We start from the raw sequence: 16,996 nt of genomic DNA on the forward strand, positions 1-16,996 counted from the left end.
TCTTCAGCGTGCGCGTTCGCTTCTCCCGTGGGGTCATCACCATCGCGATCATCGTGATCGTGCTCGCCGTGGCCATTTCCGTGGGCCTGTACCACCTTCTCAAGCGGACACCGCAGCTGGCCGAGCGCCACGCGTACTGCGTGGTCAACACGCCCGACGGCGTCCGCAACCTCGATCCCGAGCAGGCGCAGATCTCGGCCACCATCGCGGCGGTCGCGGCGCGCCGCAGGCTCCCGGAGCGGGCCGTGGTGATCGCGTACGCGACGGCGATCCAGGAGTCGAAGCTCTACAACGTCAAATTCGGCGACCGCGACTCGGTGGGCGTGTTCCAGCAGCGCCCGTCGCAGGGCTGGGGCAAGAAGAAGCAGCTCATGGACCCCGTCTACGCCACCAACAAGTTCTTCGCCGCCCTGGTCAAGGTGAAGAACTACCGCAAGATCCCGGTGGCGGAGGCGGCGCAGGCCGTGCAGCGCTCGGCGGGCGGTTACGCCTATGCCGCGCACGAGAGCGAGGCCGAGATTCTCGCCGCGGCGTTCACCGGGCGTGTCCCCCAGGCGGTGCACTGCTGGTATCCCTCCAGCACGACCCCGGCTCCGCAGTCGCGGACCGCCGTGGCGCGCAAGCAGCTCGCCAGGGCGCTCGGCAGCACGGCGATCACCTCGAAGCGGCGCGGCTGGCTGGTGGCCGCGTGGTCGGTGGCCCACGCCGAGAAGTACGCGCTCAACCGCGTCGGCTACAACGGCGCCACCTGGGTCAACGACTTCGAGCGCGACGGCTGGCAGACGGGCGGCCAGGCGAGCGCCCGCCGGGTCGACCTGTCGTAGCGCCGGGTCAGGACGCCCTGCGCACGATGGAGATCGAGCCGGGGGGCAGGGGCTGGGCGTAGCAGGCCGTCCATGAGCGGCCCTGGATGCGTTCGAAGGAGAGCAGCCGCCCGTCCGACGCGCGGTAGTCGGCGAAGTCGAGCAGGCCCCTGTCGGGGTTTCCCGTGTCGCCCTCGCTCCTGAACGCGGCCGTGCCCCGCTCGATCGGGAAGAACTCCACGCCCTCCATGATCAGCATGCTCTTGGCCGGGACCATGCCCTGGGTGGGCACGTCGGTCCAGAGCAGCACCTCCAGGTGCGGCGGGTCGCCGTCGAGCACCTCCACCGACAACCACTGGAAGCGGCGCGAGCCGTCGCGCAGGAGGTATTCGATCCACTGGTTGCCCTGCCACGAGACGTGCATGGCGCCGAGCACGCGCGCGGGCGAGCCCTGCACCTCGATCCGGTCGCCGACCTGGATCGTGCGAGGGTCGGTGTAGTCGGTGCCGGCATGCCCGGGCGCGATCACGGGCGCGGCCAGCGGGGTCTCGACGGGAGCGACCTCAGCCGGCGGCGCGCTCGCCCGGCCCTTCCTGTCCTGCCGCAGGGTGGCCAGGAAGGCACCCAGCAACAGCAGGATGGTGACGATGCTCAGCCCGAGTACGACCATGGAGGTCATGCTCATCGATCAGCTCGCTCCACTCGCGGTCTGTCTCGGCAAAAGCTCTTATCAATTTATGCGTCAAGCCCGCGCGGCGGGCTATTCCGCGCGATCCTACTGGAGGCGGCGCACGGCCGCACCGATCCGCTCATCAGTGGCCGTGACGGCGATGCGGATGTGCCGCTCACCTGCCGGTCCGTAGAACTCGCCCGGCGCGACCAAAATGCCGATTTCGGAGAGCTTGGCCACCTGGTCCCAGGCGCTCTGCCCGTTCGACGCCCAGAAGTACAGCCCGGCCGTCGAGTGGTCGACGCGCCACCCGGCCCGCTTCAGCGCGGGGCGCAGCAGGGCGCGGCGGGCGGAGTAGAGCTCGCGCTGCCGGTCGGCATGCGTGTCGTCGCCGAGCGCGGCCGTCATCGCCGCCTGGACGGGCGCGGGCATGATCATGCCCGCGTGCTTGCGCGTCTCCAGCAGCCGCTTGACCAGGACGGGGTCGCCCGTCACGAACCCGGCGCGGTATCCGGCCAGGTTGGAGCGTTTGGAGAGCGAGTGGACCGCGAGCAGCCCCTCGTGGGAGCCGCCGCAGACGTCGGGGTGCAGGATCGAGACCGGCTCCTCTTCCCAGCCGAGCTCGATGTAGCACTCGTCGGAGGCCACGACCGTGCCGCGCTCGCGCGCCCACGCCACGACCTTGCGCAGGTGCTCGACCGGCAGCACCCGGCCCGTCGGGTTGCCGGGAGAGTTGACCCAGACGAGGTCGACCCGCTCGGGGCCGAGCGCGAGCGTGCTGTCGGCGGCGGTCGCCACCGCACCGGCCAGCCGGGCGCCCACGTCGTACGTGGGGTAGGCCAGCTCGGGGAAGACCACCCGCCGGGCCCCGAGGTAGGTGGGCAGCCAGGCGACGAACTCCTTGGAGCCGATCACCGGGAGCACGTCACGCTGGTCGACGGTGACGCCGTGCCGGCGGCGCAGCCACCCGGCGGCGGCCTCGCGCAGCGCCTTGGTGCCGTGGGTGAAGGGGTAGCCGGGGCTGTTGGCCGCCTGGACCAGCGCGTCCTGGACGTTCTGGGGCACGGGGTCGACGGGCGTGCCGACCGACAGGTCGACGATGCCGCCGGGATGTGCCAGCGCGCGCTCTTTGTACGGCTCCAGCTTGTCCCAGGGGAAGTCGGGCAGGTTGTTCACGGTTCTCCAGGGTGTCACGTTGCCGTATCGAGCGCCGGGCATGCCTCGCGAACGAGGCGCACCCTGATCGGATGCCCCCGCTCGCTCCGTGCCGGGACGGTCAGTGGCCCTCTGCCTGCGGCGGCAGGGCGGCCACCACCGGGTGGTCCTTCTCGATCTTGCCGACCTTCGAGGCGCCCCCGGGTGAGCCGAGGTCCTCGAAGAAGTCCACGTTCGCCTTGTAGTAGTCCTTCCACTGCTCGGGAAGGTCGTCCTCATAGAAAATGGCCTCGACGGGGCATACAGGCTCACACGCGCCGCAGTCCACGCACTCGTCGGGGTGGATGTAAAGCATGCGCTCGCCCTCGTAGATGCAATCAACGGGGCATTCCTCGATGCACGCCTTGTCCAGGACGTCCACGCAAGGCTGCGCGATGACGTAGGTCACCTCGAGCTCCTTCTCTCCGCACCATGGCATGACTCTGACCGCGGTTTGCTACGCCCTAGTATTGCCGTGCTTGCCGACTGGCCGAAACGGAGGGTGGCAAACTCGTGGCGGCACGGCTCGTCATCGCGATCACAAGTCAGGACATCGGCGCACGGATCACCACCCGCAGGCGCGTTCCAGAGGGGTTTCGCGACGCGGTGGGCGTTCTCGTGTCGTGGGAGTCCGGGGTGCTGACCGTCCGTAAGAAAGACGGCACGCTGGTGGAGATCCCCGAAGAGACGCTTGTAGCCGCCAGGGTCGTTCCGGCCGCGCCTCCTCGACCTGGACGGATGTAGCGGTAAGTATTCGTTGTGTGACTGTACGTACCTGCGCCGCCGCAGCAGCCATCCTCGCCAGCGCCGGATGCGGCGCGTCGTCCACCGACTCCGCCTCCACCGAGGCCAAGAACCTGCCGCCCGTCAACGCCCAGGCCGCCTCCATGAAGGCGGGCTTCGGCACCATGGAGCGGCTCGCCGAGGCCGCGGCGCGCGAGGGCGAGCTCAATGTGATCGCCCTGCCCCGCGACTGGGTCAACTACGGCGAGATCATCGACACCTTCGCCGACAAGTACGACATCAAGGTCAACGAGCTCGAGCCCAACGCCGGCAGCAAGCGCCAGCTCGACGTCGCCGCGCAGCTCAAACCCGACGTGTTCGACCTGACGATGGACGTGGCCATCGCCGGAGCCGGGCGGTTCGCCCCGTACAAGGTGCAGGGCTGGCAGGACCTGCCCGACCAGATCAAGGACCCGTCAGGCGGCTGGTACGCCGCCTACGGGGGCTACATGTCCATCGGGTACGACCCGCGCGCCGTCAAGCCGCCCGCCTCCTTCGCCGACCTGCTGAAGCCCGGCTACCGGGTCGCGCTCGACGGCGACCCGCTGCGCTCGGCGTCGGCGTTCGACGGCGTGATGGCCGCCTCCATGCGGGCCGGCGTGCCGCAGCCCGCGCAGGGGGTGTCGCTGTTTGCCAAGCTCAAGCAGGCGGGCAGGCTAACGGAACCGGCCAAGGCCAACACGATCGTCGCCTGGGACCACCTGAACGCGGCCCGCAGCGCGCACCAGCCCGACGCGTGGAAGGTGACGATCCCTCGCGACTCCGCGCTCGGCGGCTACCACGTGCAGGCGATCAGCAAGACGGCGCCGCATCCGGCCGCCGCCAGGCTCTGGCAGGAGTTCGTGTTCTCCGACGAGGGCCAGAACCTGCTCCAGAAGGGGTTCGCCCGGCCCGCGCGCACCGAGGCGATGCGCATGAAGGGCACGCTCGACGCCGAGCAGGCCGCGAAATTGCCCAAGGCGCCCGGCCCTCCGGTCATCCTGACGATTCCGCAGGCAGACGCGGCGAAGGCGTACCTCAAGCGGCAATGGGCGAAGAGCATGGGATGAGTCCGATGTGACTTGATATGTCGTAGGGACGTTCAGGCTCTAAAGTGAACGGACAGCACGGCCACGGGGGCCCGTTGTCTGATCGAATGTGAGCTGATCGTCTTGCGATACGACACGCCGAGTTTGGAGCGGTGGAACAGTCGCGCCTACGACAGCAGCTTCGGCTACGTCTCGACCCAGGGCGCGCCACTGGTCGACCTGCTCGACCCGCGCCCCGGCGAGCGCGTGCTCGACCTCGGGTGCGGCACCGGAGTGCTCACCGCCCAGATCGCCTTCAGAGGCGCCGACGTGCTCGGCATCGACGGCTCCGCCAAGATGATCGAGAAGGCGCTGGCACAGTATCCGGGCATCAACTTCATCGTCGGCGACGGGCACGACTTCACCGTCGTCGAACCGTACGACGCGGTCTTCTCCAACGCGGCGCTGCACTGGATGAGCCGCGACCCCGGCACCGTGATCGCGAACGTCCGCGAGGCGCTCACGCCCGGCGGGCGCTTCGTCGCGGAAATGGGCGGCGCGGGCAACTGCGCCGAGCTGACCGCCGCGATGCTCACCGCCTGGCGCGAGTACGGCCTGCGCGAACCCGACCTGCCGTGGTACTTTCCCACGCCTGCCGAGTACGCCCGGCGTCTCGAACAGGAGGGTTTCGTCGTCAGGTTGCTCGAATACTTCGACCGGCCGACGCCCCTCGACGAGTGTCCGGGCGGAGCCGCCGACTGGGTGAACACGTTCGCCGCCTCGGTGCTCGAGGGGCTCCCGCCGGACATCGTGGGGCCCCTGCTGCGGCGCGTCAACGAACTGGCCGCCCCTGCGCTGCGCAGGGAGAGTGGCTGGATGGCCGACTACGTGCGCCTACGCTTTGCCGCTGTTCGGCGCTGATGCGTAGTGCATGATGCGTAGGGCTGTTTTGCCGGACTATGGTCTGTTCCGTGGGCGGCGAGACTATGGCTGCACCGCTGCGGCGGCGTGAGGGGCTGGTGAACGGAACGGGATGAATTTCTGCCTGAGCGACCTCGTACCACCGTTGAGGTGGAGCGACGCGTCGACGATCACGCTACTCACCGGGCAACCGGACCTGCCGGACGCGTGGTGGCGCACTCTGCCCATGCCACAGGTGCTCGCGGCCATCGGCCCGGAGTCGCTGGGCGAGCTGCTCACGGAGATCGCCCTGGAGCACTGGCCCGCGGCCGCGGTGGGCGACGTCCTGCCGGCACTGCACGTCCTGGACCCCGATGAGGCCGACGAGCCCGCCGTCGCCATCGCGCTCGACCGGGCCGGCTCGTGGACGGGGCTGCTGGCGCTGACCAGCCGGGAGCTGGTCGACCAGCCCTTCGTCCAGGCGCGGCCGGTCCTGAACACGCTGTTCTCCGCGGTCCTGGTACGCCTCGCGCGCCCGCGTCCCGAACACCCGGCACCTGCGGCTGAGGCCGCGGCCACGGTCGGCCCGATCCTGGCCCCCGCACCGGCCGCGCCGGAAACGGCTCACGGGTCCGAGCCCGTCGCCGCCGGCCCGGAACCCGCGCGGCCGGCCGAGGAGCCGTCCCGCAGGACGCGGCGGAGGGAGCCCGCGTCTCAGGCGCCCGCAGCCGAGCACCCAGCGGAGGCCGGGCAGCCGGGCGCGGAACACTTCGTCGCAGCCGAGCAGCCGGGCGCTGAGCGCTTCCACGCGGCCGACACGGCCGACGCGGCCGACGCGGCCGACGCGGCCGGTGAGCGTGCCGCTGAGGCGCCGGCACAGTTCGCCGCCGAAGCGAGCGAAGCCGCGCGGGTGGCCGACCACGACGCCGAGGCCGCGAGTGCCGAGCAGGTGGCGGAACCCGCGGCTGAGGCCGTGAGCCCGGACCCTGCGGCTGAGGCCGTGAGCGCGGAACCGGTCCAGGACCCTCCGGCTGAGGCCGTGAGCCCGGAACCGGTTGCGGAACCCCCGGCTGAGGCCGTGAGTCCTGCGGGGGTCGCGGAGCCCGAGGCCGAAGCCGGCGGTGCCGCGCACGGTATGGAGAGCCCGGGGAAGGGCACGGACCAGCAGGCCGCGCCCCACCCTGAGAACCCGCTGCTCGAGCAGCCCGGACAGCTCCAGGGTGAGCAGGCGCGCCCAGCGGACCTCCCGGCCGAGCGGGCAGAGGCCCAGCAGGCAGAGGTCCAGCAGGCGCAGCCCGAGGCTCAGCCGTCCGGGCAGTACCCCTCCGTCGAGGGTGCGCCCGCCGCGGAGGCGGGGCAGTCGTGGCAGCCGTTCGGGGGACGGGCGGAAAGCGCGGCCGACGCCCTCGCTCCGGGTGAGGACGTGCTGGAGTCCTTCCCTGAGGGTCCGGAGCCGGTGAGCGCGGCCGGGCAGGAGCCCGAGCATCAGCGCAACGCAGCGCCGGAACCCGAGCCTGGGGTCGCGGCAACGCCGCAGCCCGAGCCTGAGGCCGCGGCAACGCCGCAACCCGAGCCTGAGGCCGTGGCGGCGTCCCAGATCGACGCGGCGCCGGAACCCGGGCCACGGGCCGATGCGGCGCCGGAGCCCGGGCCTGAGGGCGATGTGGCGCCGGTGTCCGAGGCGGCGGCCGTGGAGCCCCGGCCGGTGTCCGAGCCGGCCGCCGTGGAGCCCCGGCCGGTGGCGGAGGCGGCCTCCGGGCAGGAGCAGCCGTTGCCGGAGCTCATCGAGGCCGCGTTCGCCGGGCTGGACGACAAGAGCTGGGCGGTGGCACAGAACCGGATCTTCACCGACGAGCCCTCGGCGGTGGACCAGCTGGCCAAGCTCTTCGCCGTCCCCCCGGCGGAGATCGCCGCCACCGAGGACGAGCTGCGTGCCCGCCTCGGCCAGTGGCTGGCCAGCGAGGAGGCGGCGCCGTACCGCGCCCACCTGGACGACCTGGTGCGGACGCTGGGCCCTGCTGTCCCCAAGGAGCAGCTCATCGGCGCGGCCGACTGGCACCGCGTGGAGATCCGCGCGCTGGAGGTGCCCGCCTGGCAGTTCGTCCTGGCGACCCTGGCCCCCCAGCCGCAGCCGCAGCCGCAGCCGCAGGCCGCCCAGGCGCAGCAGGCGCAGTCGGCGTTCGGCCCCCAGGCGGCGTCCCCGCCGGTCGGCCCGCCGCAGTTCCAGGCGTTCGCACCGGTCGCGCCGGCCGGTGAGTCGAACGGCGACTCCGCCGACGAGGCCGGCCAGCCGTACCAGCCGTTGAAGGACGTCTCCCAGACCCGGCGCTGTTTCAGGCAGCCGGACGGGCGCTGGTGGCTGCGCATCGACGTGACCGCCGAGCAGCTCGCGGGCGGCGAGTGCGCGCTGCCGACGGGGTTCGCGGCGTACCTGGGCCTGTCGCCGGGCGAGAGCAGGACGGTCAGGAGCGCCGCTGGCGAGCTGACGATGACGTGGCACGGCAAGCCGGTGCTCGAATCGATCGAGCGTCTCCTGGTCGACGTCGGCGCGCGCGAGGGCGGGCACCTGTTCCTGACCTTGTCGGACGAGGGTGTCCTCAGGGCCAGGCACCTGCCGGTCGCCGCCCAGGGCGCGGAGAGGATCACCAAGGCGCTGCGCCTGGTCGGGTACACCGCCCCGGGAGGCACCAGGGACCAGGCGGCCCGGGTCATCGCCACCAGGATCGGGATGACGGGCCCGGTCAGCCTGCCCGACCTCCTCACCAGGCTCCGCGAGCGCGGGGACCGCGACCTGCTCGCCCTCCTGGACTGAGCCGGTGCCGCGGCTCGCGATCGGCCCTGGGTTCCCCAGGGAGCTCAGCGCACTGGCACCGCCGGTGCGCAGGGATGCCGTGGTGGCGCTGCGCCGGTTCCTGCTGAACGTGGCCGGCGCCCCGCATCCGCAGCGGGTGCGGGGCGCCAGGGACGCGAGGGTCGCGACGCTGCGCCTGGCCGAGGGGCATCGCGGGGTGGTGGTGCGGCAGCGGGACGTGTTCTGGTTGCGTACGGTGCTGCCCGACCCGGAGGCCTGGTCGTACGCGCAGCGCCACAGGTTCGGCGTCAACCCGGTGCTCGGCGTGATCGAGGAGTGGGACGCCGAGGCGCTCGAACGGGTCGAGCCCGCGTTACGCAGGTCGGTGCGCTCGCCCGGGCTGTTCGCCCCGATCTGCGACGGCGACCTGCTCGCGCTCGGCCTGGACCTTCACGCGTTGCCGCTGTTCAGGCTGGTCACGACCGAGGCGGACGTGGCGGCGCTGGAGCCTCTGCTGCCGCCCACCCAGCACGCCCCGCTCGCGGTGCTCGCCCGCGGTGGCACGCTGGCGCAGGCGTGGCGGGAGCTGGACGCCTGGCGCGCCTCGGGCGAGGAGCGGGGGCCGGTCGACCCCGACGACCTGTACGCGGCGCTGCGGCGCAGCCCGGACCGGGCGGTGTTCGTGGCCGACAAGGTGGAGCTCGACCGGGTGTTGCGTGCGCCTGACTGGTGCACGTTCCTGCATCCGCCTCAGCACCGGCTGGCCAGGGCCGCGCGTTACGAGCACCCGGTGCTGGTGGTGGGTGGAGCGGGCACCGGCAAGACCGTCGTCGCCCTGCACAGGGCCGCTCATCTGGCCGCGCACGGCGCGGGACCGGTGCTGCTCGTGACGTTTTCCCAGGGGCTTGCCGAAGAACTCTCTGCGAAACTCGACCTTCTGATCGATGATGAGGTGGTGCGTAAGCGGGTCGAGGTGGACAACGCCGATCGCCTGGCCCTGCGGATCGTGACCAACGCGGAGGGCCGGCGACCGGCGCTGGTCGGGCAGGGGGCGCGCTCGCTGGCCGAGCTGACCGACGAGGCGCTCAGGTTGCTCTTGCGCGCGACGGGCGACCTGCTCGACGACATCGATCCGGGGCACAAGCCGTACCGTCACATCGTGGTGGACGAGGCTCAGGACGTCAGCCCGGCCCAGTGGCGGCTGCTGCGTGCGGCGGCGCCGCACGCGCGCGACGACCTGTTCGTGGTCGGCGACCCGCACCAGCGGGTCACCGACGCGCGGGTGGCGCTGGGCGCGGTCGGCATCTCCGCCGTCCAGCACACGCTCAAGCTCTCCTACCGCCTGCCGCAGGAGCTGCTGTCGTACGTGGTCAGGCTGCGCGGCGGCGGCCTCGCGCCCGGCCTGGTCAAGGGCGCCACCGACATGTACGGCTTGCGCGCGGCGCGCCACGGCGCCCGGCCGGTGGTCAGGGCGTACGCCACCCAGGAGGCGGAGCTGGAAGGGCTGCGGACCGTGATCGAGTCGTGGCTGGCGGACGGCGTGCCCGCCGAAGAGATCGCGGTCGGCGCTCGCGACGTCCGGCACGTGCGCGCCGCCCGGCGGGCGCTGTCGGGCCTGGACGTGCGTGCGTGGACCTTCCCGCACCTGAAAGGGCTCGAGTTCGAGCGGGTGGCGCTCGTCGGCGTGGCGGAGGGCGTGGTGCCCGAGCCGTCGCGGGCGGAGCCTCCGGAGGAACCGCACGCCAGGGCTCGTGCGCTGCAGCGCGAACGGAGCATACTGTTCGTCGCCTGCACCCGTGCCCGCTCGATGCTCTATATCTCCCATTCCGGACGAGGGAGCCCCTTTTTGTCCCTCTGATCACATAGTCTGAACTGCGGATATAACGTCCCATTGCCGGTTGGACCTCAATGAACCTCAGCCTGAGCGACCTCGCGCCACCACTGCGCTGGACCTCTCCTGGTCAGATTGCGCCGATCGTGGAGGAGCCGCAGCTGCCCGAGGCCTGGTGGCAGGCGATCCCTCTCGACCGTGCCTGCGCCATCGCCGGCACGCAGACCGTGGCGGGCCACCTGGCCGGCCTGGCCATGGCCTGCTGGGGCCATCTGATGCTCGGCGACATCCTGCCGCTGCTGCGCTTCTCCGACCCCGCCGAGGCCGAGCGGACGCCGGAGACGCTGGGCAAGGACGTGGTGCAGAAGTTGTTCACCGGCGTGTTCGAGCGGCTGCTCGAACCCCTTCCCGAGGCCGTGCCCGCGCCGTCCAGGGCGGACAAGCCGCTGCCCGAGCTGATCGACGACCTGTTCGGAGCGCTGGACGACCGGCAGCGGGCCATCGCGCGCGACCGGCTGTACGCGACGCAGCGGTCCACGCTCGACGAGCTGGCGCAGCGGTTCTCGGTGACGCGGGAGCGGATCAGGCAGATCGAGCGCGACCTGCGCGAGCACGTGGAGGCCTGGCTCGCCAAGCCGGAGGCCGCCGCGGTGGCCGCGCACGTGTCGTGGCTGCGCGGCCGGCTGGGCTCGGCCGTGCCCGCCGACGACCTGCAGGCCGCGGTCCCGTGGCACGCCACCGAGCTGCGCAGCCTGGGCATCCCGGCGTGGCGGTTCGTACGCACGCTGCTGACCGGCTACGAGCAGTCCGACGGCTGGCTCGTGGCGGGCGGGGCCGACGACCTGAGGGAGAAGACCCGCCAGCTGTTCGCCGACGGGCCGCACCCGCTCGCCGAGGCCGTGACCATGGTCGCCCAGCTCGGCGTGCGGGAGGACGTCGCGGAGCGGTGGATCCTGGGCGTGCCGCAACTGCGCGTGCTGGGCACGCACGTGGTGCCGTGGCCGCGCAGCATCAACGAGAAGGCGGAGGCGGTGCTGGCGGTGGCCGGCACGCCGCTGTCGCCGGAGGAGATCCAGGAACGCATCGGCGAGGACTACAGCCTGGTCGGCATCCGCAACCAGCTCACCGCCGACGACCGCTTCCGCCGGATCGACCGCAACAAGTACGGCCTGACCCGCTGGGGCGGCGACGAGTACCTGGGGATCAGGGAAATGATCGCCCGGGAGATCGAGCGGGCCGGCGGCGAGGCGTCGGTGAGCACGATCGTGACGAACCTGACCTCCCGCTACGAGGTGAGCGAGAGCTCGGTGCGGGCGTACTCCGGCGGCCCCGGGTTCGAGCGGACGCAGCGGGGCTGGATCCGGGTGGCGGGCACCTCGCCGAGCGGGGAGGTGGAGCCGTACCAGCCGCGCAAGGACGTGTCGGAGACGCGGCGCAGCTTCCGCTCCCGCGACGGGCGCTGGTGGCACCGCGTGGACATCAACGCCGAGCACCTGCGCGGCTCCGGCTCGCCGCTGCCGACCGGGTTCGCGGCGTACCTGGGGATGGCGCCCGGCGGGTCGCTGACCGCCTCCACGCCCTCCGGTGACGTGGTGATCAGCTGGCACAACCAGCCCACCATGGGGTCGATCCGCAACGTGCTGGCCGACTTCAAGGCGAGCGAGGGCGACCACGTGTTCCTGACCGTGTCGGACGGCGGCGAGCTGCTGACGCGCCACATGCCCGCCGCTCCCCCCGGCATGCCGCCGCTCAACCGGGCCCTCTACCTCATCGGGATCACCGCGCCGGTCAACTCGGAGATCGAGGGGCTGCGGCTGATCGGGGCCAGGATCGGGGCGTCCGACCTCGCCACGCGCGACGAGATCCTGAACAGGCTGCGCGAGCGCGGCGACAGGGACATCCTCGGTTTCCTGGGCGGATGACCTCCGGCTAAGCTCGGGAGATGTTGCGGATCTACGACACGCGCACCCGGCAGGTCGAGGAGGTCGCCGCCGGGCCGGCGGTGCGGATGTACACGTGCGGGCCGACGGTCTACCGCCACGCGCACGTGGGCAACCTGCGCACCTACCTGCTGTCCGACCTGATCAGACGGGTCCTGGAGCTGCGGCGGGTGCGCGTTCTGGTCTGCCAGAACATCACCGACGTCGGCCACCTCGCCGACGAGGGCGAGGACAAGGTCCTCGCGCAGGCGCGGGCCGAGGGCCGATCGGTGAGCGAGCTCGCCCGCTTCTACGAGGACGCCTTCAGGCGTGACACCGCCGCGCTCGGCCTCCGGCCTCCTGAGCACATGCCGCGCGCGAGCGAGCACATCGACCTGATGATCGAGCTGATCGCCGAGCTGGTCGAGAAGGGGCACGCGTACGCGGTGCCGGACGGCTCGGTCTTCTTCGACGTACGGACATTTCCTTCGTACGGTGAAATTTCCGGAAACCGCCTGGATGCGCTCAAGCCCGCCCACCGCATCGACGCCGTCGACCCCCGCAAACGTTTCCACGCCGACTGGGCCCTGTGGAAACCCGCCACGGGCGAGCTGAGCTGGGACGCGCCGTGGGGGCGCGGCTTCCCCGGCTGGCACGTGGAGTGCTCGGCCATGTCGCTGCGCTATCTCGGGTCGCGCTTCGAGATCCACACCGGCGGCATCGATCTGAGGTTCCCGCACCACGAGGACGAGCGGGCGCAGTCCGACGCGGCAGCCGGGCACGAGGTCGTGCGCCACTGGGTGCACGGTGAGCACCTGTTGTTCGACGGGCGCAAGATGGCCAAGTCCACCGGCAACGTGGTGCTGCTCTCCGACGTGGTGGAGGCCGGCCTCGACCCGCTGGCGCTGCGCCTGGCCTTCATGGAGCACCGCTACCGCCAGCAGCTCAACCTGACCTGGGACACGTTGCGGGCCGCCGACCGCACGCTGCGCAGGTGGCGGTCGCGGGTGGCCGAGTGGTCGGAGTCGGTCAGCGCGCCCATGCCCCGCGACCACGTGGCGCGGGTGGAGGCGGCCTTCGAGGACGACCTCGACACGCCGTCGGCGCTGCGCGCCCTGCGGGAGCTGGAGCGGGACGAGTCGGTGGCGCCCGGCGCGAAGCTCGAGGCGTTCCTGCACCTGGACCAGGTGCTGGCGCTGGACCTGCCGAGCGAGATCGGCAGGACGCGGGTGCTGCCGCCCGGGGCCGGGGAGTTGCTGGAGGCCCGCGCCCGGGCCCGCGAGGCGAAGGACTGGGCGGCGTCCGACCGTCTCAGGGACGAACTCGCCGAGATGGGGGTCCGCGTGGCCGACACCCCGGAGGGGCAGACCTGGGCTTGATCTTTGGTGCTTGACTCCAGGGGCCGGCGCTCCGCGCGTCCGTTGAGACGGTCCAAGCAGTGATCTTCGGCTGTCAGACTTGATGCCAGTTTCGGCATGATGGAGGTAGTCGGTGAGGCCCTATGCGTGGATGCCGTGGCCGTTGCGGTGGTTCGCTCGGGTGTTGACCGTTCTGCTCTCGCTGGCGCTGGTGCTTGCGGGGGTGCTTGTCGTCACGGTGCGGACGTCGTTCCCTCAGGTGGATGGATCGCTACGGTTGCCGGGATTATCCGGGAATGTGGAGATTTATCGCGATAAATCAGGGATTCCACACATCTATGCTGACTCTGCCGCGGACCTGTTCATGGCCCAGGGGTTCGTCCACGCCCAGGACCGCTTCTTCGAGATGGACTTCCGGCGCCACATGACCGCCGGACGCCTCTCGGAGCTCTTCGGAGCCGCCACGCTCAAGACCGACAAGGCGCTCAGGACCATGGGCTGGCGCCGGGTCGCCGAGCAGGAGCTGGGCGGGCTGGCCCAGGAGACGCGCGCCAACCTCAACGCGTACGCCAAGGGCGTGAACACCTGGCTCGCCGCCAACCCCAACGCCTCCGACCGCAGCCTCGAATACTCCGTGCTGAAGCTCCAGAACGGTGCCTACCAGCCGGAGAAGTGGACCGCGGCCGACTCCGTGGCCTGGCTCAAGGCCATGGCGTGGGACCTGCGCTCCAACGTGGAGAGCGAGATCGACCGCGCGCTCGCGCTCACCAAGCTGCCCAAGGAGCGGGTCGACCAGCTCCACCCCGGCTACCCGTACGACCGCCACTCCCCGATCGTCACCCAGGGCGCCCTCGCCAAAGGCCGCTTCGACCAGGAGGCGGAGCCGCGGCGGCGGGCCGGCCGGCTGCTCACCCAGGCGGCCGAGGCCCTTGACGCGGTGCCGGACACCATGAGCACCGAGGACCGCGAGGGCGTCGGGTCCAACTCGTGGGTGGTCTCCGGCGCGAACACGGCCACCGGCAAGCCGCTGCTGGCCAACGACCCGCACCTGGCCCCGCAGATGCCGTCCGTCTGGTATCAGGCGGGGCTGCACTGCAGGAAGCTCACGGAGGAGTGCCCGTACGACGTGACCGGGTTCACCTTCTCCGGCGTGCCCGGCGTGATCATCGGGCACACCGACAAGATTTCGTGGGGCTTCACCAACCTCGGGCCCGACGTGGCCGACCTCTTCCTCGAGCAGGTGGAGGGCGACACGTACCTCTACCGGGGCGAGCGGCTGAAGCTGGCCACCAGAAAGGAGCAGATCAAGGTGGCCGGCGGCGACCCGGTCACGATCACGGTCAGGAGCACCAGGCACGGGCCGCTGATCAACGAGGTGATCGAGACCGCCCGGCCCAGCGGCGAGGCCAACGCGGTGGCGCTGCAGTGGACGGCGCTGACGCCGGGGCGGACGGCCGACGCCGTCTTCGAGCTCAACAGGGCGAGCGACTGGGAGCAGTTCAAGGCGGCGGCGGCGCTGTTCGAGGTGCCCGCCCAGAACCTGATTTATGCCGACACATCAGGCAAGATCGGCTACCAGGCCCCCGGACGCATCCCCGTACGCGAGAACGGCGACGGCACCTGGCCGGTCCCCGGATGGACGGGTGAGTACGACTGGAAGCCGGAGCCGATCCCGTTCGACCGGCTGCCGTCCGTGGAGGACCCGGCCGACGGGTTCATCGTCACGGCGAACAACGCCGTCATCGACCCCGCACGCTACCGTCCCCTGCTGACCAGGGACTGGGCGTACGGCTACCGCTCAGAACGCATCCGCGACCTCATCGAGGAGGCGCTCGGGAAGGGCCCGATCGACGCGGCGGCCATGGCGCGCGTCCAGCAGGACACCTACAACGGCTTCGCGGAGACGCTGATCCCGGCGCTCATGCAGGTCGACCTGGCGGGGCCCGGCGGCCGGGCCAGGCAGCTGCTGAAGACGTGGGACAGGAGGGAGGACCTCGACTCCGCGGCGGCCGCGTACTTCAACGCCGTGTGGCGCCAGGTGCTCGTGCTGACCTTCAACGACGACCTGCCCGAGCAGGCCAGGCCGGCCGGCGGCGACCGATGGTACGAGGTCGTCAGGCGGCTGCTCGCCGCCCCCGGCGACCCCTTCTGGGACGACGTCACCACGAAGAACCGTAAGGAGACCCGCGACGACATCCTGCGCCAGGCGATGGCTTCGGCGCACCAGGAGCTGGCCGACCGGCTCGGCGACGACGTCACGTCATGGCGCTGGGGCGACCTGCACCAGCTGGAGCTGGTCAACGGCTCGCTGGGGACCTCGGGCCTCGCGCCCGTCGAGGCGCTGTTCAACCGCGGCCCGCTGTCCGTGCCCGGCGGCAAGGACGCGGTCAACGCCACGGGGTGGAACGTGCAGAGAGGGTACGAGATCACCGCCGTCCCGTCGATGCGCATGATCGTCGACCTGTCCGACCTGGACAAATCCCAGTGGATCAACCTGACGGGCGCCTCCGGGCACGCCTTCCACGACAACTACGTGGACCAGGCGGAGGCGTGGGCGCGAGGAGACCTGCTGCCGATGCTCTCCACGCGGGAGGCGGTCAAGAAGGCGGCGGTGCACACGCTCCGGCTCAACCCCTGACGGCGTGCGTACCCTGCGTGTTCCTTACAGCGACTGTCAATCGCCGCTCCTGCGCGCTCGCCACCGGAGGGGAGCGCGCGGGTAGCCGCCGTCTTCCAGATCGGCGAGGCGCTCGAAAACGTTGTACGAAGCCCGGTCCCCGCAGACGATCGCCGAGACGAGCATGGCGATCAGATAGAGCAGCACCATGGGCAGCCCTGCGCACCACGCCCACTGCGTGGCGTGCCGGTCCTCGTGCAGAACGAGCCGATGGTTCAGCGCGTTGCTCCTGGTCAGGACCACGTTTCCGATGGTGAACGCGCTCGCGGCGGGGAACCGGTAGCGGTAGCCGAAGGCCAGGATGAGCCCGTTGGGGCCGGGTTGCCTGGTGGCGCCGCCGATGCGCGAGATGAGCAGGCCGAGCGGTGTGGCGAGGTTCAAAGAGTTCGCCACGCGCCGGAACCGGAAGCGCTTGTCCATGCGTCTCAGTCTTGACCGATCTTGACAACTCGGAATAATGGCCAGGGTCCTGAAATCTCCCACAAGAGCAGGATTATGAAACTCTCCATCCTGGGCGCGCTGCTGAGCACCGTCGCACTGGCAGGAGCCGGCGGAGCCGCAATTTCCCAGACGTCAGCGACCGAACCCCTATCCACTGGCAGCCCACTAGGCGCGAGGGTCGCGTTAACCAACGGCCCGAGCGAGACTCCGGTCCCATCGGAAAGTCCCACGACCGGGGAGTACACCGCCAAGACCAAGGTGGTCAAGAAGAGAGGCGTCTCCTATCTGGACGTCTCCATCACCCACGAAGGGCCCGCGCTCTTCACCGTCAAGCAGAGAGTGTGCAAGAGGGGGTCGTGCAAGACCGCGACCGCCGACATCCCCGTCGTCGACGGTGCGGCCGAGTCCACGAAGAGGCTGGGCCGGGGCACGTACAAGAAGCGTGGCAAGGCGCGCGTCGAGGTGACGCCCATCCCCTTGCCGACCGTCACGGAGAGGGTCACGGTGACCGTCACCGAGCCCGGCCCGACGGTCACGTTCACCTGCCGGCCCGGTGACCCGCCGACGGAGACGCCGCCGCCGACCGACGCACCGACCGACACGCCGCCGCCTACCGAGACCC

At 71.1% G+C, this 16,996-nt stretch carries 13 protein-coding genes and 1 pseudogene; 10 read left to right on the forward strand and 4 right to left on the reverse strand.

What is annotated here, in order from left to right:
* Positions 1–8: 8 nt before the first annotated feature.
* Positions 9–824: a hypothetical protein gene (locus E1292_RS25045; protein WP_246090310.1), complete on the forward strand. Its 816-nt coding sequence runs from the start codon at positions 9–11 to the stop codon at positions 822–824.
* A gap of 7 nt (positions 825–831) precedes the next feature.
* Here the strand turns inward: E1292_RS25045 and E1292_RS25050 are convergent, their stop codons facing one another.
* The 3 genes from E1292_RS25050 to fdxA all read right to left on the reverse strand — a co-directional run bounded on the left by E1292_RS25050 (position 832) and on the right by fdxA (position 3,076).
* A complete protein-coding gene (locus E1292_RS25050; RefSeq protein ID WP_246090311.1) occupies positions 832–1,488 on the reverse strand; it encodes a DUF4178 domain-containing protein in 657 nt (218 codons plus the stop codon).
* 90 nt (positions 1,489–1,578) lie between these two features.
* The gene (gene dapC / locus E1292_RS25055) at positions 1,579–2,649 is read right to left on the reverse strand and encodes a succinyldiaminopimelate transaminase (RefSeq protein WP_181958289.1); all 1,071 of its coding nucleotides are present in this window, start codon (positions 2,647–2,649) and stop codon (positions 1,579–1,581) included.
* A gap of 100 nt (positions 2,650–2,749) precedes the next feature.
* Positions 2,750–3,076, reverse strand: a complete 327-nt coding sequence (gene fdxA / locus E1292_RS25060; RefSeq protein ID WP_132335925.1) for a ferredoxin — start codon at positions 3,074–3,076, stop codon at positions 2,750–2,752.
* A 104-nt stretch (positions 3,077–3,180) separates the two neighbouring features.
* On the opposite strand from fdxA, the gene E1292_RS25065 reads away from it, so the two are divergent.
* The 8 genes from E1292_RS25065 (at position 3,181) to E1292_RS25100 (ending at position 15,894) form a co-directional block, all read left to right on the forward strand.
* On the forward strand, positions 3,181–3,411 hold the full coding sequence (locus E1292_RS25065; RefSeq protein WP_132597658.1) for a putative acetyltransferase: 231 nt from the start codon (positions 3,181–3,183) through the stop codon (positions 3,409–3,411).
* 17 nt (positions 3,412–3,428) lie between these two features.
* Positions 3,429–4,499 (forward strand): ABC transporter substrate-binding protein, encoded by a 1,071-nt coding sequence (locus E1292_RS25070; protein WP_246090312.1) that lies wholly within the window; start codon positions 3,429–3,431, stop codon positions 4,497–4,499.
* A 102-nt stretch (positions 4,500–4,601) separates the two neighbouring features.
* Positions 4,602–5,378, forward strand: coding sequence for a class I SAM-dependent methyltransferase (locus tag E1292_RS25075; protein ID WP_132515105.1), 777 nt, complete (start codon positions 4,602–4,604; stop codon positions 5,376–5,378).
* Positions 5,379–5,604: 226 nt separating this feature from the next.
* Positions 5,605–8,169 carry a hypothetical protein gene (locus tag E1292_RS25080; RefSeq protein WP_132597659.1) on the forward strand — a complete coding sequence of 855 codons (2,565 nt, stop codon included), beginning with the start codon at positions 5,605–5,607 and terminating at the stop codon, positions 8,167–8,169.
* Positions 8,170–8,173: 4 nt separating this feature from the next.
* Positions 8,174–10,006 carry a UvrD-helicase domain-containing protein gene (locus E1292_RS25085; protein ID WP_132597660.1) on the forward strand — a complete coding sequence of 611 codons (1,833 nt, stop codon included), beginning with the start codon at positions 8,174–8,176 and terminating at the stop codon, positions 10,004–10,006.
* Between the two features lie 50 nt (positions 10,007–10,056).
* Positions 10,057–11,901, forward strand: a complete 1,845-nt coding sequence (locus tag E1292_RS25090; protein WP_132597661.1) for a sigma factor-like helix-turn-helix DNA-binding protein — start codon at positions 10,057–10,059, stop codon at positions 11,899–11,901.
* Positions 11,902–11,921: 20 nt separating this feature from the next.
* On the forward strand, positions 11,922–13,277 hold the full coding sequence (cysS, locus tag E1292_RS25095) for a cysteine--tRNA ligase (RefSeq protein WP_132597662.1): 1,356 nt from the start codon (positions 11,922–11,924) through the stop codon (positions 13,275–13,277).
* Between the two features lie 130 nt (positions 13,278–13,407).
* Positions 13,408–15,894 carry a penicillin acylase family protein gene (locus E1292_RS25100; protein WP_132597668.1) on the forward strand — a complete coding sequence of 829 codons (2,487 nt, stop codon included), beginning with the start codon at positions 13,408–13,410 and terminating at the stop codon, positions 15,892–15,894.
* A gap of 36 nt (positions 15,895–15,930) precedes the next feature.
* Here E1292_RS25100 and E1292_RS25105 read toward each other — a convergent pair whose 3' ends face one another.
* On the reverse strand, positions 15,931–16,353 hold the full coding sequence (locus E1292_RS25105) for a hypothetical protein (RefSeq protein ID WP_132597663.1): 423 nt from the start codon (positions 16,351–16,353) through the stop codon (positions 15,931–15,933).
* Positions 16,354–16,428: 75 nt separating this feature from the next.
* On the opposite strand from E1292_RS25105, the pseudogene E1292_RS25110 reads away from it, so the two are divergent.
* A pseudogene (locus tag E1292_RS25110) lies at positions 16,429–16,996 on the forward strand (hypothetical protein); the annotation flags it as partial.

The sequence above is a fragment of the Nonomuraea deserti genome, assembly GCF_004348685.1.
GTDB lineage: Bacteria > Actinomycetota > Actinomycetes > Streptosporangiales > Streptosporangiaceae > Nonomuraea > Nonomuraea deserti.